Origin of the sequence: Paenibacillus sp. 7516, from assembly GCF_002272715.1 — a bacterium.
GTDB lineage: Bacteria > Bacillota > Bacilli > Paenibacillales > Paenibacillaceae > Paenibacillus > Paenibacillus illinoisensis_A.
This window is the reverse complement of sequence record NZ_NPBI01000006.1, coordinates 639534-661667: the sequence shown is the minus strand read 5'-3', so window position 1 is coordinate 661667 and position 22134 is coordinate 639534. Positions and strand designations below refer to the sequence as shown.

The window sequence follows — 22134 nt, the reverse complement described above, 5'->3', positions numbered from 1 at the left end:
ATCAGCGATCCTCCCCGATCTGTAGAATGATGGTCATGGTGACACCAAGGACAGCGATATACACGCCGAGATCGAACAGCATCGCGGTAGCAAGCTCGGTCTCTCCCAGCAAAGGAAGTTCGAAATAACCGAAGGTCTGGCTGAGGAAGGGAGCCCCGAACAAAAAGGAGCCGGCCCCCGTCAGCAGGGCAATAGCCAATCCAACAGCCGTCAACGTACGAAAATCAATGGGCAGCGCCTTGCGTACCGTATCCGTACTGAATGCAAGAGCAATCAAGACCAGTGCAGCGGCCGTGACCAATCCACCAATGAAACCGCCACCAGGGTTATGATGTCCCGCGAAGAACAAATGCAGCGCAAACGTCAGAATGATAAAGACGACTACCTTGGTTGTCGTTTGCAGCAGCACATCGTTACTCTGTAAGGGAACGGTATCCCATGTGGAGGAGCTGCGTTCCTGATTGCCATATTTTTTCGTATTATCCGCTTCTTCATCCAGATTATCGTTATCTTTGGTTTCTTCTTTTTTGCGGAATTTCAATCGCGCTCCGAGATCCTTGGCTTCAAGATTCAGATTAATCATGGAATAAATGGATAGTGAGGCAACTCCCAGTACCATAATTTCCAGTATCGTATCAAAGCCGCGGAAGTCTACAAGCAGTACATTGACGACGTTCTTGCCGCCAGCAAGGTCATAGCTCTCCTGAATGAAGAAATTGGAGATACTCTCCAGCGAAGCAGTTCCGCTTGCGGCAAGAGCTACGAAAGTCATTACAATACCCACCGCAATCGCAACAATCATGTTCACGCTGAGATACCTGCGGCTGGACCGTCCACGTTGAAGCTCAGGCAGATGGTAGAAGCACAGCAGGAACAGCGCAACCGATACGGTCTCCACAATCATCTGGGTCAATGCCAGGTCGGGAGCTCGGAACAATACGAATAGCAGCGTGACCAGATACCCGACAGCACCCGTCATAATGACCGCAGAGAGTCTGTTTTTCGCAAAAGGTATGGAGACTGCAGCAGCAATCAGGGCGACAAGCAGGACTGCTTCATAGAATGAGAAGGGAGCATGCCCCTTGAAATTCCAGGTAATATTTTCGCCTGAGCGGAAAAAGGCATATCCGAGCAGTGCAACGGTGAACGAGAAGATATACACCAGATAATTGCGGACAGATCCATTCATGTAAGCTTCCGTCCATTTGCGAGCATAATGCTGCACATTATCCAGAATGACGTGATACATATTGTTAATGGTCAGGCCCTGCGGGTAATGTTCATACACATTTCTCCAGCGAGGTAACCGTTTATACAACGTGATACCAAGAATAATGACACCGATCGTCATGATTAATTCCGGTGTTATTCCGTGCCATAAGGAGAAGTGAACGTCAAAATGCTCGTTTCCGTCCAGCAGCGCTGGAAGCACGGAGGCCATCGCCGGCTCAATAAGCGATCCAGCCAGCAGATCCGGGAAAAGTCCGAATGTAATGACAAGTACACCCAGGATTACCGGGGGAATAAGCATACCCACCGGAGCTTCATGCAGCTTCTCCGCCGGAAGCTCCGTGCGGCGGTTACCGAGGAACGTTTTGAACACGATGATCAGCGCATAGATTAAAGTAAATACACTGGCGAGCCAAGCGAGTATAGGCAGTAGGATGCTCCACGAACCAAGTCCGAAGATGCGCAGATGTGTCACTTCAACCATGGCTTGGAAGAATAGCTCTTTACTCAAGAAACCATTGAAAGGCGGAATACCCGCCATGGCAAGTGCTCCCACAAGCGCAACTGTGAATGTGAAAGGCATAAAGGAAGCCAGACCTCCGAGCTTGCGAATATCGCGGGTCCCCGTTTCATGATCGACAATGCCGACGACCATAAACAGCGCTGCCTTGAAGGTTGCGTGATTGAAGAGATGAAGCAGGGCAGCTGTGATTGCAACTGTATAGACGGCAGAAGACTCGCCATAACCGAAGTAGAGTGCAGCGGAGCCGACACCGAGCAGGGACATGATCAATCCAAGTTGCGAGATCGTGGAATAAGCGAGAATTGCCTTAAGGTCGTTCTTTTTTACAGCAAGGAACGATCCATAACACAAGGTCAGGAGACCTACGCCAGTGACCAGCCAGAACCAGGTTCCCTCTCCCCCAAAGATGGGGGTGAAGCGGGCTATAACATACAAGCCAGCCTTAACCATTGTGGCCGAATGCAGATATGCACTGACGGGTGTTGGGGCTTCCATCGCATCCGGCAGCCAGATGTGGAAGGGAAACTGGGCGGATTTGGTAAATGCCCCGATCAGGATCAGCACCAGTGCAGGCAAAAATAATGCACTATCCTGAATCTGTCCCCATTCCGTAATGGTAGCACGGATACTAAATGTTCCAGTCATCAAGTACATCATCATGAATCCCGCTAACATGGCGAACCCGCCAAACACGGTTATTAAAAACGACTTCTGTGCGCCTGAAGTGGAAGCCTTGCGTTTGTAATGAAACGCGATCAGCAAGAATGAGGTGATACTTGTAAGTTCCCAGAATCCGTACAATACAATCATGTTATCGGACAGTACAACGCCCAGCATGGCCCCCATAAACATGAGCAAATACAGGTAGAAGCGGTTCAAATCCTCTTTTTTGTCCATGTAGTAGATGGAGTAAAACACCACCAGAACCCCGATCCCGGTAATAAGTAGTGTCAAAAGCAGACTTAAGCCATCCAGATATAGATTAAATCCTATGTCCAGTGACGGAATCCAGGGCACATAGCCGGATATCATATTTCGCTGAGACACGGAAGGTATGAGGCTTGCAAAATAACCGAACAACAGTGCCGGAACAATAAGAACTGGCCACCCCATATGTATTCTACGGAAAAAGCGGTTCAGCATCGTAAGCAAAATCCCCATGGCAAAAGGGAAAATAACAGCAAGATGAAGCAGGCTCAATATTACACCCCCAATTTCTAGTTGAAGTTCTCTCTGTACGACAGACATGCTGAATCATCATCTCATCATTGGATGATATGCTTGCTCTCTATATTCATAACCCAAGTATGTATATACAGAATCGTGACTATTCTTTGAATGGAAGAAACTAGGTTATTCTGACGGAGCAAATGGAATCGAATCATGCACAAGGCATGTATAATAAAACAGGTCATTATTTCCGATAAAGATGAAAACGAATAGGTGACATCGCGTGTGCCCTTTACAGCATGTTTCGTGTTGAAGAAGCAAGATGGTTTCACCGATTATTGGAGGCCAACATGTCTTACAAACTCAGAACGATACTTACCGTGACCTTCGCCATATTGTCCTTGCTGGTGACATTAACGATCGGTTATATTTTTAGTCAAAAATCAGCGGTCGCTGTTGAAACCGAGATCGGTCACTCGCTGACCAGCACGGCTTCTCAAACAACAGACAAGCTGGATCGCTTCATGTGGGCGCGTTCTGGAGAACTGGATCTTCTTGGCCAGATGGCTGCACTTGAAGACCGCTTCGAGCCTGCTAGTATCCAGATGCTGCTGAATCAGCTACAGAATAGCTTTCCCACATTCTCCTGGGTTGGATTCATGGACCCGAAAGGAAAAGTGTTGGCCTCAACGGACGGCATATTGCGCGGTGAAGATTTATCTGAACGGCCTGTGTATCAGGAGGGAATCAAGGGTAAGTTTATTGGAGACGTACATAACGCAGTGCTTCTAGCCAAGCTGCTTCCGAACCCTACAGGAGAACCATTGCAATTTGTCGATATCAGCTTTCCCTTGAAATATAAAAATGGTGAGATTGCTGGCGTACTGGCTGCGCATTTAAGCTGGGAATGGGCTAAAGAAGTGGAAAAAGGCGTTCTCGAGCCTTTGAAATACCGGGAAAAGGACATTGAAATGTTCATTGTAAGCAAGAGAGAGCATACGGTGCTGCTTGGTCCTGACGAATGGGTTGGCAAACCATTGAAATTGTCCGGAATGGAAACAGCGGAGATCAACAAGACGAGTTGGTCTATAGAGAAGTGGGCTGACGGTAAGGAATATGTTACCGGACTCGCATACAGCCAGGGTCATCTGGATTATCCGGGTCTCGGCTGGACTGTTGTCGTTCGCCAGCTCAAATCTACGGCTTTTGCTTCCGTATCCGATATGTTATGGTTCAACGTTTGGGCGGGGCTTGCCGTTACCGTATTGTTTGCGCTCATTGGATGGCTGGTTTCTCGCCTAATCTCTTCGCCAATTACACGATTAACTAAAGTGGCAGACCAACTTCGTGCAGGTAATGAGGTACAGATTCCGGAGAACAGGGGGATTAAGGAGATCGAAGTGTTATGTCGCTCGCTCAGGGGCATGCTAACCGCACTTACCAATAAAGACTCGGAACTGGTTTTTATGCAGAATTTGGCCCATTACGACCAACTGACAGGTTTGCCGAACCGGACAGCGCTTGAAGTTTATCTGGAGGAATCACTTGAGACGGAAAGTACGGATCATACATTGACGTTCCTCTATCTGGATTTGGATGGATTCAAAAGTGTGAATGATACCCTCGGACACCAAACCGGAGACGTCCTGCTTCAAAAAGTGGCCCAGCGTCTGATGGCCCTCAGCCACGACAAGGGAATAACAGTTCGTTTGGGCGGCGATGAATTTCTCATTGTACTCCGTTCCATTGGGGCTAATCCCAAAGAAGAGGCGCAAGCATATGCGGATGAGATTATCCAGAGCTTGAATAAACCATTTATCATTGAATATGAGCGGATCCACATTGGGTGCAGTATCGGCGGTGCCGAGTATCCGACAAACAGCGGCAATCCGAGTGAAATTATTCGTATGGCTGATGAAGCCTTGTATGAATCGAAGCGTTCGGGCAAGAATAAAATGACATTCTATGTGGATTTGAACAAGGAGCAGGATGAGCAGGATACCCAAAACAAATAAGCATTTATAACGGACTGGAGGAAGATCATGTCTGGAAATTATACAACGGTTCCGTACGGTTACGAACCGCCTGCAGCAAGCCGGAAAGGTACACTGATTTTCTATGATTCATTCGAGCATGTGACCAATGAACAACTTGAACGTGCGGCATCCACTTCGGATACACGCGCTTTTACACAGTTGGTACTCTATCCGCTGCATGAGAGCACCGTCAAACGCATGAGCAAGGATGGAGTGCAGCCGTATTATAAGAGAGAGGACCGCCTGCATGAGTGGAAGCGAGATCATACGGAGTTCCGCATTAAGGTGGAGGGACTGGAAGGCAAGAGGAAGAAGTACACACCGATGGATTCGGCTCTGCGTCATCTGACGGCTGAATATCCTGCGCCTCATTTTCTGTATCTTACCTCTGAAATGGCGAATCTGTTTGCATCATTCGACTCGTTCAAGGACTGGATTACGAAACTTCGTCTGCTTATCGATGGCCAGCCAGGTACGCTTCATCCCAAGTTGGAGCAATATGCCCATCGCTGGGAATGGACCGAGTGAGACCAAAAATATTAGATGCAAAAAAAGTTGTACTGCACAACCGAATTCGGTTTGCGGTACAACTTTTTTTGATGTCTCTTGTATTCACTAAACCTCAACTAGGTCAAGGGAAGTCACGGTTTTGTTTTTACCCGTCCGTTTGGCAGCGTATAGACAGGCATCCACCTCTTCAAACAGCTTTTCTTTGGTCAGCCGGGCATTGAAACTTTTGAGTCCCACACTTACGGTGATGGAATTCCCCTCCAGTTCCAAATGGCCCATCAGGGCTATTTTCTGACGAATCTGTTCAACGAGAGCGTAAGCCTGATCGAAGGACTGTTCAAACATAAGCAATGCGAATTCCTCACCTCCATAACGGGCTGCAATATCGCTTGAAGTGATGTTCTCCTGAATGACATGCGAAACTTTCTCCAGAATGATATCGCCCACTCGATGTCCATAGGTGTCATTAATTGATTTGAAATCATCAATATCAATGAGAGCCAAATGAAGGCTCATACCGCTCTTGGCATACTCATATGCTTTATCGTAATAGTCTTTGAAAGAGCTCTGGTTATACAGATTGGTAAGCCCATCGGTTTTGGACTGCTTGGTCATAATGGCATTTCGTACAATCAGTTCCTGTTTGGCTAACATGCTGTCCTTGAGATCATCCAGTACCTCAACACCACTTGTGACAATGACCTGAGCTACATATGTACCGACAATGAGAAAGGCTGGGATGGAGACCATGTCAAAGGAAGTCAGATAGGAACGATAGTCTGAATCAAACAAAACCAAAACATAACCCGTCGTTTGCATTAAACATGCGGTCCAGACCCGTTTTCTGCTAAAAAACAAAACAGACGTAAAGATGGGCAGCAGGCTGATCGCTTGAATAATTCGAATGTCATAATTGACATGAATGATGGTCCAGGCAACAACCGTACTGGCCACAGACATGGCATAGAACGAAAAGGCACTGAAGCGTCGGTCAATCCAGCTGGCAATCAAAATGGAAGCAATACCCGAGGCTGTGGGCCAGATTAGAACATAAATGATGAAATCCTCAGGAGTGCGATCATATTCCAGGAACAGGAAACAGCCGATCTGAACAACGAAATGTGTGATTACAACAACCCAATAAGCATGAAGCATTTTTTTGATCCATTTGGAATGCTTGAATTCATATTCTGTTGGAATATGGTTGCTATCTGTAGACAAAATCTTCATATATCACCGCTGACTGCATCATAATGGTACGACAGATTGACTCTCGTATTAGTTGATTATAAAACAGATTGTGCAAAACGCAAATGTTAATTAAATGGGTGAAAACAAAGTGACATAACGCAGAACCGAGCGAAACTTTTCACAGGGACAAACAAATTTCGGAATGAACCTCATAGACTGAACCAATGCTCCGTCTCATACGATGATTACAATCCTTGATGAAGGAGGTGATCTCTATTCCTCTTGTCGTTCGTTCAACCGTCAACGCAACGGGAGCAATTACGTTTACAGGCAATACACTTGGTTTGAGTCGTTCTGATACGGCAGGGGTACCCGGAACACTGGACAGTATTGGGGCATTCACGACGACCAATACGGCCTTGACTTTTGGGACATATCCAGCAGGTACGACGAATTTGTATCAGAGCAACAGCTCAGCTGCAGTACTCGTCTTTCCTGCAGGCAGTACCGTTTTGTACGCAGAGTTGATCTGGGGCGGAAGCTATATTAATGGCAATGTGAACCTGAGTGCAGCCATCAACAATCCGGTCACATTTATCACCCCTGCAGGGACATCAAGCGTTACTCCTGACCCGGCGACATACAATCAATTCGATCTGGGGAACGGCGCTGCCGGATATGTGCGTTCGGCCAATGTTACAACGCTGGTGCAAAATGGGGGAGCGGGTACATATATCACTGGAGCGGTCGTGGGAACGATCGTTACCAATAATGATGCCACGGCCAACCATGCAGGCTGGACACTAGGAGTCATTTATCAGAATCCGAATCTGCCATTTCGAAACATGTCACTCCGGGCTGGCGGCGTGCTTGTCCAAGCCACTTCAGCACCGGTGGTGACCACACTGACCGGATTTGCGACTCCAATCTCTGGCACGCTCGGAGGAAGAGCGCTGTTCAGTGCGCAGGAAGGAGACGCGAATCGGACTGGAGACCAGGCGTTATTTGGACCAACGTCGGCGACTTCGGTTGCTTTATCGGGGCCCAACAACCTGGCTGCCAACTTTTTTGCATCCCAAATCAACGGAGACACCGGAGCACTTAACACGACTGGAACCTTCGGAACCCGGAACCAGATCAACGGTGCACCAGGCTCCAACATTTCTGGCGGACGACAGGGCTGGGACATAACCAATGTGGATGTGTCAGCCAGACTGATTAACAATCAATCTTCTGCCGTGTTGACGTTAACCACCTCAGGAGATGCATACATCGTCAACGGCAATGCCATTCAGGTCGATATTAACGCACCAAGAATTACCGTATCCAAGGGATCAACGGCAACCGGTGCAATAGCAGGGGATAGCATTCTCTATACGGTTACCGTTGCCAATGCAGGTACGGCCAGCGCCGCCAGTGTGGTGCTATCGGACTCATTACCTGCAGGACTTACTTTTATTCCAGGAAGCGTCACAGTTGCAGGTGTACCCCGTCCAACACTGGATATAACCGCAGGCGTTCCGCTGGGGTCATTAAACCTGTCCAGCAGTATTGTTGTAACCTACCGGGCACTTATCGGACAGGATGCAAGCATCCTGCAGCTTGTGAATTCGGCCAATGCGGCTTTTACGTTTCAGAGTGTGGCAGGAGGTCCGACCATAACTGGCGTAATTCCCTCCAACAACTCGACACTTCCTGTATATTCACCAAACCTGTCCATTGTGAAGTCGGGGAGTACCACCAATGCCACGGTGGGTGACACGGTAACGTACACGCTTCAGGTAAACAACGGAGGGAATGTTGCCGCTAACGTCACATTGACAGATAACATCCCAAGTGGCAGTTCGTATGTAGCAGGCAGCTTCCGCCTGAACGGAAACGTCATTGCAGGTGCCAATCCGGCGACGGGTGTGAATTTGGGCAGCCTTGCTGCAGGCAGCGCGAATACGGTCACCTTTCAAGTGCTTGTCACAAGCTTGCCTACACCGCCAACCCTTGTGGATCAGGCTACCGCTTCATATTCGTTCAACTCACCTGACGGAAGGACCATAACGGGGACGGTCGCATCGAACACCTTGACGATTCCGGTCAGATTACCTAATGTAACCGCGGTTAAATCAGCCTCGGTCAGCGACGTGGCCGTAGGGGAGACATTCACTTACACCGTAGTGAGCAATAACGGAGGTATTCAACCGATTAGCAATGCCATTCTTACTGATGCTCTCCCTGCGGGAACTGCATTTGTTCCCGGGAGTGTGACTGTAAGAGGAACCGTTGTACCGTCGGCTAATCCAAGCAGCGGCATCTCTATTGGAACGCTGACTGCCGGAAGTTCTGCGACGGTGACGTTCCAGGTTATTGTTCAATCCCTGCCCGCATCAGGTTCGCTGCTTAATCGGGCTTCTGTGTCCTATAGTTCAGGTGCCTTTACAGGCATTTCCAACTCCAATTCAATTACTACTCCTGTGTATCAGCCAATCATTGCGATCAACAAGTCGGCGAGTCAAACGAATGCAACGTTGGGAGATCAGCTTGCATATACACTGGTGCTGACAAACAGCGGAAACATTGCAGCTCAAGTTACGGTAACCGATACCATCCCGGCTGGACTAACGTTTGTACCGGATTCCGTAACGGTGAATGGTACTGCGCGTCCGGGAACCAGCCCACTAACCGGTATAACGCTGGGCAGTCTTTCGCCAGGAGCCACGGCAACGGTCGTGTTTCGCGCTACACTGAGTACACTTCCATCTCCGCCAACACTAGAGAATCAGGGTACTGCAACTTATACGTATCAGCTTCCGAGCGGACGCAATCTCTCAGGTGCCAGTCAGTCCAATACGGTTCGCATACCTGCATCTGCCCCCAATATCTCGATTAGCAAAACCGTAAATACACCAGATGCGACCGTAGGTGACATTCTTACCTATACCGTAATTGCAACCAATGCCGGAATTGGTGCGGTTCAAAATCTGGTGATTTCGGATACGCCGACCGGCTCGGAGTTTGTGCCGGGCAGTGTCACCATTAACGGAACAGCTTCCGGAAGTGCAAGTCCGGTCTCAGGCATTGTTGTCGGAACCTTGAACAGCTCAAGTAGCGTCACCGTGACCTATCAGACCAGAGTGACCTCTGTTCCTTCCACAGGATCAGTTACGAACCGTGCCAGCGCAGCCTTTACGTCGGGCAGTTTTAATGGAGTCTCTTCATCGGTTACGGTTAGTACACCCATATTTCAGCCCGTCATTCAAGTGGTGAAATCAGCAAGTACAACCAATCTGACGGTAGGAGATACCTTTAATTACAGCATTCAGATTAACAACTCAGGTAATATCGCGGCTTCGGTTACCTTGACGGATCCGATTTCTGCGGGAGCTGTTTTCAGTACGAACAGTGTCATCATTAATGGTGTACCTACACCAGGTGTAAGTCCGGCAACAGGTATTAGCTTGGGATCCATTGCAGCGAACTCAAGCACAACAGTTACTTTTGTCGCAACGGTCACAAGTTTGCCTGATTCAAGACAGTTGACTAACCAGGCGGTCGCTTCATTCTCCTACACACTTCCAAGTGGAAGGACGATTGCCGGATTCTCGTCATCCAACACCATTACGATTCCTGTCTCTCTGCCCAATGTAACGATTGTTAACAGTGACAATGTAGAATACGGCGTAGTCGGGGATGTCATCAGGTACACATCTGTTATTCGCAACAACGGAACCGTAGCCGTTAACAATGTGGTATATGTCAACCCTCTTCCTCCGAATACCCCATTTGTACCCGGAAGCGTCATTGTGAACGGGACTTCATTCCCGCTCTCCAATCCGACCGCCGGCATTCCAATCGGTACTTTGGCTCCAGGAGCTGAGGTTACCGTAACTTTTGAGGTGACGATTACCATGCCGATCCCTTCGCAGATTAACAATCAGTCGACGGTCAGTTTCACATCCGGTTCATTTTCGGGGTCATCCTCGTCCAATACAACACAGACTCCGGTTATCCAACCGCAGATTTCACTCGTCAAAACGGCCAATACAGTCAATGCTACCGTAGGTGATACGGTTGTATACACGGTGACTGTCAGCAACACGGGCAATTTGCAGGCCAATGTTACGGTCACAGATACAATTCCTGCTGCGACTTCATTTGTAGCCAATAGTGTTGTGGTATCAGGTGTGCCACAGCCTGGAGCGACGCCGGGAACGGGTATTCCGGTAGGTATTGTTGCAGCTGGAGCAACCGCAGTTGTTACGTTTGCTGTGGTCGTGGATACACTTCCTTCTCCGCAGCAGCTCAGCAACTTTGCCACGTCTTCCTTTACCTTTACACCTCCTGACGGACGTACGTTGACAGGAACAGCCACCTCAAATACGCTGACGTTTCCGGTTTCTTCTCCAAATGTTGCTGTCGTTAAAAGTACACCTTCAACTGCGGCTGCCGTAGGTGATACCGTCACTTACTCCATTCAAGTAACGAACAGCGGTATAGCACCGGTAAACAATATTCAGTTTTCGGATCCGATTCCTGCCGGAGCCTCCTTTGTCACAGGCAGTGTGACGGTGAATGGCGTGGCACAACCTGCAGCCAACCCGGCAGGAGGGATATCACTCGGCACACTTGCTCCAGGAACGTCCGCAACCGTAACCTTCAGCATCCGTGTGGATGCGATACCGCCAAGCGGCCAGCTGAATAACCGATCCACAGTCAGTTTCACTTCAGGGGCATTCTCGAGCACAACGTTTTCCAATACGGTGGTCACGCCGGTATTCCAGCCCATTCTCTCTGCAACCAAGACGGCAAGCACACAGAACGCTACCGTAGGTGACACCGTTAGCTACACGGTCACTGTCTCCAACACGGGTAACTATGGGGCCCAGATTAACCTGACGGACAATATCCCGGCGGGAACCATTCTTGTTCCGAACAGTGTCATTGTGAATGGCCAGCCGCTGCCAGCTGCCAATCCAGCTACAGGCATTTCGGCAGGCACTGTCGCTGCCGGTGCGACAACAACCATTACCTTTTCTGTGGTTATCGATACGCTTCCATCTCCACAGCAGCTGGTGAATCAGGCTTCGGTGGCTCTATCCTTCATATTGCCGGACGGTCGGACGATTACAGGCTCTGTTCTGTCCAATGTACTTACCATCACCGTGTCGGCTCCGGATGTCGATGTGGTGAAATCAACGACATCCACAGCGGTATCCGTGGGTGATATTGTGACATACAGCGTAGCAGTGACAAATAACGGAATTGCGACGGTCAATAATGTAGTCTTCACAGACGCGGTTCCGGCAAGCACCGTACTTGCGCCGACCGGTGTATTTGTGGATGGGGTTCTTCGCCCAGGTGCTAACCCTTCAACGGGAATTACCATTGGTTCCATTGCACCTGGTGCTACCGTGACCGTTGTTTTTAGTGTGCAGGTTACATCTCTTCCTACAAGTGCGGTTTTGAACAATCAATCCACGGTCAGCTTTACATCAGGCGCGTTCTCAGCCACCACGTTCTCCAATACGGTTACAACACCGGTGTTCCAGCCGATTCTGACGGCGGTCAAAACCGGAGATCAGGCGATAGCCACGGTAGGGGATACCGTTGTGTACAGCATCGCCATCTCCAATGCCGGGAACTACGGAGCCTCCGTAACGTTGACCGATACGATCCCTGCCGGAACCGAACTTGTACCCAATAGCGTTATCGTCAACGGTGCATCTGTACCGGGTGCCGATCCGGCTTCGGGCATTCCGCTTGGCGTCGTTTCAACAACAACCATGGTCACGTTCTCCGTTGTCATCGTCACTCTTCCGTTGAGCCAATCGATAACGAATCAGGCTTCTGCAACCTTTACGTATACGCTGCCAGACGGAAGAACACTGGGAGGCAGTCTAACATCCAATTCCCTTAATATTCAGGTGTCCGCTCCAGATGTGAGCGTAACGAAGACAACAACGGCGGTAGATGCAGTGGTCGGCGACACGATTGTGTACCAGATGGTTGTGACCAACAACGGAATCGATCCTGTTAACAATGTGGTATTAACCGATCCCATTGATCCAGCCACCACATTTGTCGCTGGAAGTGTTCTGGTGGAAGGTGTTCCGCGTACCTCGGCTAACCCAGCATTGGGTATCGCCATTGGATCACTGGCTCCGGGTGCCTCAGCAGCAATATCCTATGCAGTGCGAGTCAATACGCTGCCTACACCACCTGTTGTGAGCAGTCAGTCTGCCGTAAGTTTCACATCGGGTGTCTTCTCGGGTGCTTCATATTCGATTATCGTAGTAACACCAATTTATCAACCGATCATAGGTGTAACGAAGACGGCCAATACATCCAATGCAACGATCGGCGACACCATTATTTACTCTTTCTCCATCAACAACAGCGGAAATCTGGCTGCCAATCTGACATTGACAGATAACATTCCGGATGGGGCTGTGCTTCTTCCGAACAGTGTCTTGATTGATGGTGTTCCGCAGCCAGGAGCGAACCCGGAAGCAGGCATTGTTGTAGGTACCATACCGCCAGGGGGATCTGTTAATGTGACCGTCACTCTCGAGGTTACTGTGGATTCACTTCCGCAGAATCAACAGCTGGTGAACCAGGCTGTGGCCAATTATACATTCAGTCCGCCGGATGGCCGTCAGTTGACGGGTACCGTATCTTCCAATGTTTTGGTCATTCCCGTATCTTCTCCGGATGTTGTTGTCGTCAAAAGTACTGATGCCATTGATGCTGTTGTCGGTGATGTAATCACCTATACGGTTGTTGTAACCAACAGTGGTATTCAGGTGGTCAATAATGTGGTCATGGTTGACCCTGTGCCGGTCGGAACGGTGTTTGTACCGGGAAGTGTAACGGTGGATGGAGTAGCACGACCAACCGGCAATCCGAATACGGGAATCACGCTAGGATCGATCGCTGCGGGTGCTTCAGTCACGGTTACATTCAGAGTAGAGGTCGTGGTGATATGAGCCAATCCTCCGGTCCGTTGTCCCACTGGCTACAGAATCAGTCCCTGGTTCGGTTCAGCTCGGGTACGACTGAACTGGAACAGGTGGCCTACTCTAATACGGTTGTTACACCATGGGTTGGACCCAGACTTGAAGTAAGAAAGGAAGCCGATGTCACTGTTGCTGCACTGGGACAGTCGCTCACTTACCAGATTGAGATTACGAATTCCGGTAATCGAACCGCCATCGTGTACGTAGTAGATCCGCTCTCGGAAGATACATCACTGCTTCCGAATAGTGTACTTCGTGATGGCATTCCATTACCCGGCGCATCACCTCAGCTTGGGCTGCCTCCTGCAGAGGTTACGCCGGGAGCTACACTGCGCTACCACTTTCAAGTTGCCATCGTGCGATTACCTCCGACATTGAAGCTGCTCAATCAGGCGCAGGTAAACTATGAATTTCTAACACCAGAAGGCAGGACGGTTACAGGCCGGGAATTTTCCAATACGGTTGAGGTCACTCTGGCCTCATCCCGCCTGGAGGTGGCCCTTCAGTCGGACCATATCCCGACCTTTTCAGGGGATATTGTTTTGTACAGTGTCGTTGTGAGCAATCCGGGATTTCTGACAGCTGCAGGTGCCAAGGTGACCATCGCTTTGGCTCGTGGCCTTGTGTTTATTCCCGCAAGTGTTGTAATCAATGGAATGTTCGCCCCCCAGATGACCCCGGATTCTGAAATAGAGATCGGTGACGTTGAGCCCGGAAGTACGGTTACCATTCAATATCGGGTACAGGTTGTTTCGGTAAGAGATGCTGAAAGCATTCCAACTCAGGCGGTGCTGGAGTATACTTCTGCAGGCAAGCAGGAGATCGTGTATTCCAACGAAGTTACACTTGAAGTCATTCAGCCTTTTATTTCGATTCAAAAAAGGGTACATCCGGTAGTTGCCTCAGTCGATGACACCATACGATATGACATAACCATTGCGAATGAAAGCAATTATGCGGTGGATGCCAAGGTATCGGATTCATTGCCAGCCGGGATGACTTTTGTGGAAGGGAGCCTCAGCTGGAATGGAGTCAAGCGGCCCGGGGCCAATCCGGTCAAAGGCGTTAGCCTGGGGACATTGACTGCACGATCTGTCATTAACATTCAATTTGAAGCAAGAATTAATGAACACTTGACTGCGATGTCTGATCCATTCGAGCTGGTTAACCAGGCGCGGCTCTTGTATACGTATCGATTGCCTGATTCGCGTACGGTGCAGCGCATGGCCGCTTCCAACGAAGCAACAGTCTACCTGAAGAGCCCAATGATTAAGGTCCATGTTGAAGTAAACCCCAATTTAGTCGAGCAGGGAGGATCCGTTATTTTTCAGGTCCGGGTCGAGAATACAGGTTCTCTGTCTGCACGTGTACAATTGACAGGCGTTCTTCCACCGGGAGCCAAATGGCGCGGTCAGGCGGAAGGTCAAGTTCAATGGAACATACCCGAATACTCTTCGCCAAGGTATCTGCATCTGGGAGAACTGGCCCCGGGTGCGGAGAAAAATATTTGTTATGTAGCGCAGCTATCGCCAGAGGAGACAGGGACGCTGAATGGTTTCCTGACGGCCCTGTACACCTATGAACTGAACGGACAGAGAAGAAGCGGGGAAGCTCGATCGAACGAGTACACGATTGTGATCGAATACCGTGATGAATAACGTCAATCCACTTACAGTGATGAATTGGGAAATTTGCTCCAAATGACTTCCATGACATTACACGAACGCAAATGAATGGTATACTAATTGAATATGCCCTCGGCAAACAACCCGTGGAATCGGGACGTCGGATTAGCTGTAGAGGAGGCCTCCACATTGGCAAAAGCAAAAGTTGCAAAAAGACCTACCCGGGATGAATTTGAGCTGGAAGAGCTGGGGAATCAATTGGTTGAAGCGTATCATGAGCGTTCGGAAGTGCTGTTGACGGTATGGGGGAAAGAAGAGCAGGTGCAAGGGGTTATTGTTAAGCTGGATTCCCGTACTCGGCTGGTACATGTAGAACACACCGAAGAGGAGTTCATGGCAAAAGTACCTTTTCTCGATATCATGCGGGTGGAATCTCCCCGTTATTAAGTAGTGCAATTTTAAATAATAGGGCATTCGCCCGGTCAAACCCGTTCTTCCTGCATAAGATATCCCATACCTGTTGCAGAGGAGGTACGGTCAATGAGCGAAGTATTAGGTGGAGAAACAAGAGGCTACGGATACGGAGGTTTCACTTCTGTAGGTGCCATTCTGGTTCTGTTCATCCTGTTGGTTATCATCTCCAAAGCGTTCTTGGTATAATTCATTTCTCCAAATGAATGAAGAGAGCTCTGCCATTCCGGCAGAGCTTTCTTTTTTTCTGATTCGCTGCACATCTCATATGAAGAACATAAATTCGTTCATTGGCCGATTAGGTAGATAATCCATGTCAGTCGATCGTTCATTATGATAGAATAGGACCATTCCTAGAGAAAGCATGAGGTGTGTCGAACATGAGTAAAGAGCTAACACAAGCATTGAACCAACAGATGAACTTTGAATTTTATTCTGCCCATGTATACCTCGCGATGGCAGCATACTGTTCCAGTGAAAGTCTGGACGGCTTCGCGAATTTCTTCATTGTACAGGCTGAAGAAGAACGATTCCATGGCATGAAAATATACAAGTTCCTGAATGATCGCGGACAACGCGCGACGCTGGAGGCTTTGCCGGAACCGAAAAATGAGTATACTTCCATGCTGGATGTGTTCGAGCATGGATATGCACATGAACAGCAAAACACGAAAAAATTCTACAACCTGGCTGACCTTGCCTTGAATGAACGCGAACATGCCACAATGTATTTCCTGAAATGGTTCATTGATGAGCAGGTAGAGGAAGAAGCGTTGTTTGACAGCATCATTCAGAAGCTGCGTCGTATTGAAAAAGACAGCAATGCCTTCTACATGCTTGACGCTGAGTTTGGTAAACGTTCATTCACCGCTCCTGCAGAGTGATAGCGAGTGCAAATTAGTCACACGTATTCCACGTTCATGGAGTATACCGTTCTACATATGAAAAGTCTGCCTTTGTGCAGGCTTTTTTGCTGTGTTTTTTGTTCTAAATTAATCAAAGAAGAAACTACTTCTAATCTGAATCTATCAGATCATTCAAAATAGGTTAATGAAACATATGTCAAAAATGATCTATCCTGACGGGCATGATTTTCACTGCAAATCTATCAATTTCGTTTTATTTCATTGGCTAATCTGACAAAAGTGTAACTCGAACGTAGCATTTGAAGCGAGAATGAGGCATGTCCTTTTTGTTAGTATTAGGATTATCGCCAAGGGATGCAATGAGAGATTCGTAGACACCCGGGGAAATACGAGACACAAGGGAGATTTATATTTATGCTACATATTCGCAAGTCATTTATTGCTGCACTCGCCATCTTACTTATGATTCCACTCCTGCTGCCTCAGTCGGTATCCGCGAAGCCAAGTGCTTCAAGCTCTGCTGGAGCAAAAGCGAATGCGAAGATCATATATCTTACGTTTGATGATGGGCCTACAGCCCATACAGGACAACTGCTGGATATCTTGGATCAGTATCATGCCAAAGCGACATTCTTTATGCTCGGACCGGAAATGAAGCAATTTTCAAAAGCAACGAAACGTATAGTTGCGGATGGGCATGGCTTGGGACTTCATGGTGTGACACACGTTCCTAGCAAGTTTTATCAATCGGCATATAGCGGCTTGAAGGAAATGCAGCAGGCGAATGTGACACTGAACAAAGTAGCCGGGGTGAAAACAAGTCTTGTTCGTACACCATACGGCAGTAAGCCTTATCTCAAGTCGTCATACCGTAATGTGTTGCTTGCTCAGGGTGGATTCCATCTCTGGGATTGGAATGTGGATTCTGAAGATTGGAAATACAAGAAAGATCACCAAAAGGTCTACAACAGTGTAATGAAACAGATTCACAACGTGCAAAAGAGCGGTACAACACCGGTTGTACTCATGCATGATCAGGAAGCGACATTAAAAGTACTTCCGCAATTGTTGAAAACATTGAAAGCAGAAGGATACCAGTTCAAAGTATTGACCAAAAAAGTACAGCCGGTTAACTTCTGGAACGATAAACGTTAATCTAGTTACACTTTATGCAACTTTTACTGAAACATAATTCACTGGAAATAAAGACATCGAGGAGGCTATCATCATGAAAAAGCAAAAACGTTGGGTTATCATTCCTGTTACTACTGCTGTGTTACTTGCTCTTGCAGGTTGTGGGGGGCAGGATAACAATACGTCAGAGGCAAGCAACACGCCTATCTCGACTTCAGGAGAGCAAGCTCAATCCGGGAGCGGTGGGGCTGATTTTTCGAACACTTCAGAAGGAAACAACACGGCAGCAGGCTCAGCCAATAATGAAAATAGCTCAGAGGGTACCAGTACATCCGCAGGTGAAGCAACCGGAACACAAGGGCAGTCCAGCATGAACGATATCATTCAGGAAATTCGCAGCCAGTTGAAGATGAAGAATACCGTGCTGCCAACTTCATTCGCCCTGGATAAAGGAAAACATCTGGCAGCAGCTATTCCTGTCAATTCGTCAGATGCCTTCAAAGTGAATTTCTATTCCGTGGATCAGTCCATTCCGGTCAATGATGCTTCGTTGACGTCTTCCAACAACACACCAGATGTGCTCGCATCCTATGAAGTGAAAACCTATAAGGACCCGGATAGTTCAGGGATTTTCCCGGATACGGATCTGGACAACATTCCCGATGATATGTCAGTTGATCTTGGACATGGAATCAAAGGCATGGCCGAAGGTGCCGCAGGGAGTCAGTATCTAACCTGGAAGGAAGGCAGATGGACGCTGCAAATCCGATCGGTTTCCGAGGACAAGATGAACAACCCGGGGATTGCCAAGAAAATGGTCGAGTACCTTGAATCACATACACTGCCTGCTCCGAAGGACAAAGGCTTCGTAAACGTGGAATATCCGAGTGGCGGGAAAACGGTGGATGTCACGATCTCATGGCAGGAAGGCAAACAAATCCATCAGCTGCAAACGAACCAGGTGCCGAATGACGCATTAGGTATGGTTGCATCGGTCAAATAAATATATGTAAATGAAATAGCTTGGCTGGGAGTGGAAGCTCCTGACCAAGCTATTATTTGTGTCGTAATGGGTTGAAGCGGTACTTTCATTTGAACCAGCCCTTTTCCTTGGAACGGGTGATGGCTTCAATCCGATTGCTTGCATTTAATTTGTTCAAAATGATGGAGATATAGTTGCGCACCGTACCGGTTGTAATAAAGAGGTGTTTGGCAATTTCCTTCGTGTTCTTGCCATCAGCCATGAGACCGAGAACGGCATTCTCTCGTTCTGTAAGCGGATTTTCCTCTACATAAGCCTCGTCAACCAGATCGGGGGCGAAGATCCGGCGTCCGTTCATGACCTGGCGTATAGCTTCAGCCAATTCCTCGATCGGACTATCCTTTAACAGGTAACCTCTCACTCCGCCTTTTAGTGCACGTTCGAAATACCCTGTCCGAGCAAAGGTTGTTAAGATAATAACCTTGCAGTTCATACCTTTCAATTCCTCTGCAGCTTCCAGCCCACTTTTGATAGGCATTTCAATGTCCATTAGGCATATATCTGGTGCATGCTGCTGGACGAGTTCGAGAGCCTCCTGCCCGTTGCTTGCCCGGCCAACCACTTCCATGTCTTCTTCCAAATTAAGCAGGGAGGAGAGGGCACCCAGCATCATGCGTTGGTCTTCGGCGATGACGATTCTGATCATGTTTATTCCTCCTTGATTGGTTTACGAACCAGCTTCGGTACCTGAATAATAAGCTGCGTTCCGTCTATGTTTGTTCCAGAGCGAATATCCAGACAACCATTAACAAATTCCAGCCGTTCTTTCATGCCAAGAATTCCTGTACCGCGGCGTTCTTTGTTATTACTGTGTTCCAATCCAATTCCGTTGTCATGAACAGTCAATATGTTATCGGAAGGTGTCTCTATCAGGCTGATGGTACAAATTGTTGCCTGGCTATGCTTGACCACATTCGTAACGGCCTCTTTCAGACACATCCCCATCACATTTTCGTTAAGCTGAGAGGTGTCCTGCAGCTTGGGGTTGCCATCCAGCTTGAACTCGATCGCAGCAGCTTTCAGGATCTGCTCGGCACGGTGCAATTCATCAACCAGCTGTGTTCCGCGCATGGTAGTAACCATTTCCCTAACTTCCTTGAGTGCTGTGCTTGCCGTTTGACGCAAGTCGTTCAGCTCCAGCTCGGCCTGCTCGGGATTGACACGAAGCAGGCGTTTCGCCAGATCGGTTTTGAGGCCGATCAAAGAGAGTTTCTGTCCGAGGGTATCGTGCAGATCACGGGCGATTCGCTGGCGTTCTTCCATTTTGACCAGATCATCCAGTCGTTTGTTGGCATTCTCCAGCTGACCCTCCAATTGCTCACGGTTGTTTTTGTTATACGTGCTGATCGGAAGCAGGATCGATGCCATCAGACTAATAAATACAAACGGAAACTGACTGAGTAATCTAGAGCTCTGATTAATGAATCCATAATTAATAGTTAAAAAACTGGCTGCCAGGTTGATCGAATAGAGGGTGAAAAAACCTGCTTTATTTTTAATATTCCCAATGAAAAAAGCAAGAAATAGCGAGAAGTACGCATAATCATACGCGATCGTCATCGTAATGGATATGGCAATCAGGAAGCCGATCCACATATACACCTGCCAACCCTTGGTGATGAAGGCTAGCAAATAACAGACAAAGAAGACAAGAATGATCACAATTCCTGTCACCAAAGTCCAAAGTTGTGAGTATTGCGAAATATAATAGAAAGGCAGGATGAAAAAGACGAGCCACACGTACGGATTCAAGCCTGTATTTTTATAAAAGAGCTGCATCCACTTTTGAATGAAAATTCTCCTCCTTGCACGACTTTGCGCTGTATTCCAACTTTAGCCTGACTGTAGCACGACTTCAGCATGAATACAAGAAAACGAATCCGACAGAGTTTAAGGCTTCTCTGTCAGACCCGCTTGATTGTTTACGCGTATAGGTGGCTGAGTATAAGGTTTGCGGTATACCGATTTGATTTCCTTGAAGCTGATAAATCGTTTGGATTCCTCATCCCACAGACGGAAGCGAAGGGCAACCAGACTGGAACGAAGGGTAATTGTCGTTGCCTTTTGCAGAGGTGGTGTCGCATTATGTGCCTCTTCCAGGTAATAGTTCGGTACACGCGGACTCAGGTGATGCACATGGTGAAATCCGATATTACCGCTGATCCATTGCAGCAGCTTCGGCAGCTTGTAGTATGAACTGCCTTCAACAGCAGCCTTGACGTAACTCCATTCATCCTCATGCTCGAAGTAGGTGTCTTCGAACTGATGCTGAACGTAAAACAGCCAGATTCCGAAGAAACCGGAGAAGAAAAAGACGGGTGCCTGCACCATGACAAAGGCCTGCCATCCGACCAACCAGGACATGAATGCATAAAGCGCTATGATTAGTACCGTTGTCAGATGTGTGTTGATGCGTTCTTTGCGACGAGCAGCCTTGCGGTTAAAACGATAAGCAAGCAGGAATACATAGATTGGACCGAGTCCAAACATGACCAACGGATTACGATAGATGCGATACCACAGTCGTCCCCAAGGAGATGCGGCTTTGTATTCTTCAACCGTCATGACCCAAATATCGCCTACTCCACGTTTGTCGAGATTACTGCTGGTGGCATGGTGGATGGAATGCTCAGCTTTCCATTGTTGGTAGGGAGTAAGGGTTAAGACGCCTGTAATGGTACCCAGAATGTCATTGGCGCGTTTGTTTTTGAAAAAGGAACCGTGACAGCAGTCATGGAAAATGATAAACGTTCGTAGTACAAATCCGGATGCCACCAAGGCAATCGGGAAAGTTAGCCAATACGAAACGGACAGGCTATAGTAGGCTGCGGCCCATAATAAGAAGAGTGGAAGGATTGTATTCATAATTTGTCGGATACTTAATCGAAGATCATTTTTCTCGTAAGGGGTAACTTCTTTTTTCAGTGCCATTTCTTTTGCTCTGCTCATGAATGGTAGTCCTCCTTCAGTGGTTATGGCCAAGTAAGGCTATAACTCTGTGTTTCCCAATTGTGTCTACAAGGGAAGCTTTTTTATTATTGTAAAAGAATCCGTTTCATCCGGTAAGTCATAAACGTCAGCCTATTGTAATGATGAATATCAAGGATGACACATGACATTTGTCATGGGTGGAAAAGGTGTGGCTATTTTTTTGTTTACCCATTCAAAAATGATCCCAATCGAGAATCCTTTGCACATTTCGTGCAACAATTTGTATTATGTATACAAATTTTGCTGGTGACATGGTAGAATCTATCATTGTGAGTGCATATGACAACTTATGAGCCTGATGGATAGGTTGATTTCTGAAGGATTGGAAGGAACACATG

14 protein-coding genes are annotated in these 22134 nt (G+C 48.0%); 9 read left to right on the top strand and 5 right to left on the bottom strand.

All coding sequences use genetic code 11. From position 1 onward, the window contains the following. Position 1 precedes the first annotated feature (1 nt). A complete protein-coding gene (locus CHI14_RS06255) occupies positions 2-3001 on the bottom strand; it encodes a Na+/H+ antiporter subunit A (protein WP_283163800.1) in 3000 nt (999 codons plus the stop codon). A 221-nt stretch (positions 3002-3222) separates the two neighbouring features. Here CHI14_RS06255 and CHI14_RS06250 point away from each other — a divergent pair, with 221 nt between their 5' ends. Next, positions 3223-4938 (top strand): diguanylate cyclase domain-containing protein, encoded by a 1716-nt coding sequence (locus CHI14_RS06250; protein ID WP_249281018.1) that lies wholly within the window; start codon positions 3223-3225, stop codon positions 4936-4938. A 27-nt stretch (positions 4939-4965) separates the two neighbouring features. Beyond that, the gene (locus CHI14_RS06245; RefSeq protein WP_095287531.1) at positions 4966-5487 is read left to right on the top strand and encodes a hypothetical protein; all 522 of its coding nucleotides are present in this window, start codon (positions 4966-4968) and stop codon (positions 5485-5487) included. An 87-nt stretch (positions 5488-5574) separates the two neighbouring features. Here CHI14_RS06245 and CHI14_RS06240 read toward each other — a convergent pair whose 3' ends face one another. Beyond that, entirely contained in the window at positions 5575-6690 is a 1116-nt protein-coding gene (locus CHI14_RS06240) for a GGDEF domain-containing protein (protein WP_349290353.1), read from the bottom strand. Positions 6691-6917: 227 nt separating this feature from the next. On the opposite strand from CHI14_RS06240, the gene CHI14_RS06235 reads away from it, so the two are divergent. From CHI14_RS06235 to CHI14_RS06205, 7 genes are all read left to right on the top strand, one after another. Further along, the gene (locus CHI14_RS06235; protein WP_249281017.1) at positions 6918-13637 is read left to right on the top strand and encodes a DUF7507 domain-containing protein; all 6720 of its coding nucleotides are present in this window, start codon (positions 6918-6920) and stop codon (positions 13635-13637) included. Next, positions 13634-15325, top strand: a complete 1692-nt coding sequence (locus tag CHI14_RS06230) for a COG1361 family protein (RefSeq protein WP_095287529.1) — start codon at positions 13634-13636, stop codon at positions 15323-15325. The genes CHI14_RS06235 and CHI14_RS06230 overlap by 4 nt, the downstream gene beginning before the upstream one ends. 156 nt (positions 15326-15481) lie before the next feature. Further along, positions 15482-15739, top strand: coding sequence for a YolD-like family protein (locus CHI14_RS06225; protein ID WP_095287528.1), 258 nt, complete (start codon positions 15482-15484; stop codon positions 15737-15739). Positions 15740-15832: 93 nt separating this feature from the next. Continuing rightward, positions 15833-15952, top strand: a complete 120-nt coding sequence (locus CHI14_RS06220) for a hypothetical protein (protein ID WP_017688846.1) — start codon at positions 15833-15835, stop codon at positions 15950-15952. 191 nt (positions 15953-16143) lie between these two features. Further along, entirely contained in the window at positions 16144-16647 is a 504-nt protein-coding gene (locus CHI14_RS06215; RefSeq protein WP_095287527.1) for a ferritin, read from the top strand. Between the two features lie 396 nt (positions 16648-17043). Further along, on the top strand, positions 17044-17784 hold the full coding sequence (locus CHI14_RS06210) for a polysaccharide deacetylase family protein (RefSeq protein ID WP_095287526.1): 741 nt from the start codon (positions 17044-17046) through the stop codon (positions 17782-17784). A gap of 73 nt (positions 17785-17857) precedes the next feature. Continuing rightward, positions 17858-18766: a hypothetical protein gene (locus CHI14_RS06205; RefSeq protein WP_095287525.1), complete on the top strand. Its 909-nt coding sequence runs from the start codon at positions 17858-17860 to the stop codon at positions 18764-18766. Positions 18767-18851: 85 nt separating this feature from the next. On the opposite strand, the gene CHI14_RS06200 is transcribed toward CHI14_RS06205, so the two are convergent. The 3 genes from CHI14_RS06200 to desA form a co-directional block, all read right to left on the bottom strand. Continuing rightward, complete coding sequence (locus CHI14_RS06200; protein ID WP_095287524.1) at positions 18852-19451, bottom strand: response regulator transcription factor; 600 nt, start codon at positions 19449-19451, stop codon at positions 18852-18854. A 2-nt stretch (positions 19452-19453) separates the two neighbouring features. Beyond that, on the bottom strand, positions 19454-20584 hold the full coding sequence (locus tag CHI14_RS06195) for a sensor histidine kinase (RefSeq protein WP_481856388.1): 1131 nt from the start codon (positions 20582-20584) through the stop codon (positions 19454-19456). A 111-nt stretch (positions 20585-20695) separates the two neighbouring features. Then, the gene (gene desA / locus CHI14_RS06190) at positions 20696-21754 is read right to left on the bottom strand and encodes a Delta(5) desaturase DesA (RefSeq protein ID WP_095287522.1); all 1059 of its coding nucleotides are present in this window, start codon (positions 21752-21754) and stop codon (positions 20696-20698) included. Positions 21755-22134 lie beyond the last annotated feature (380 nt).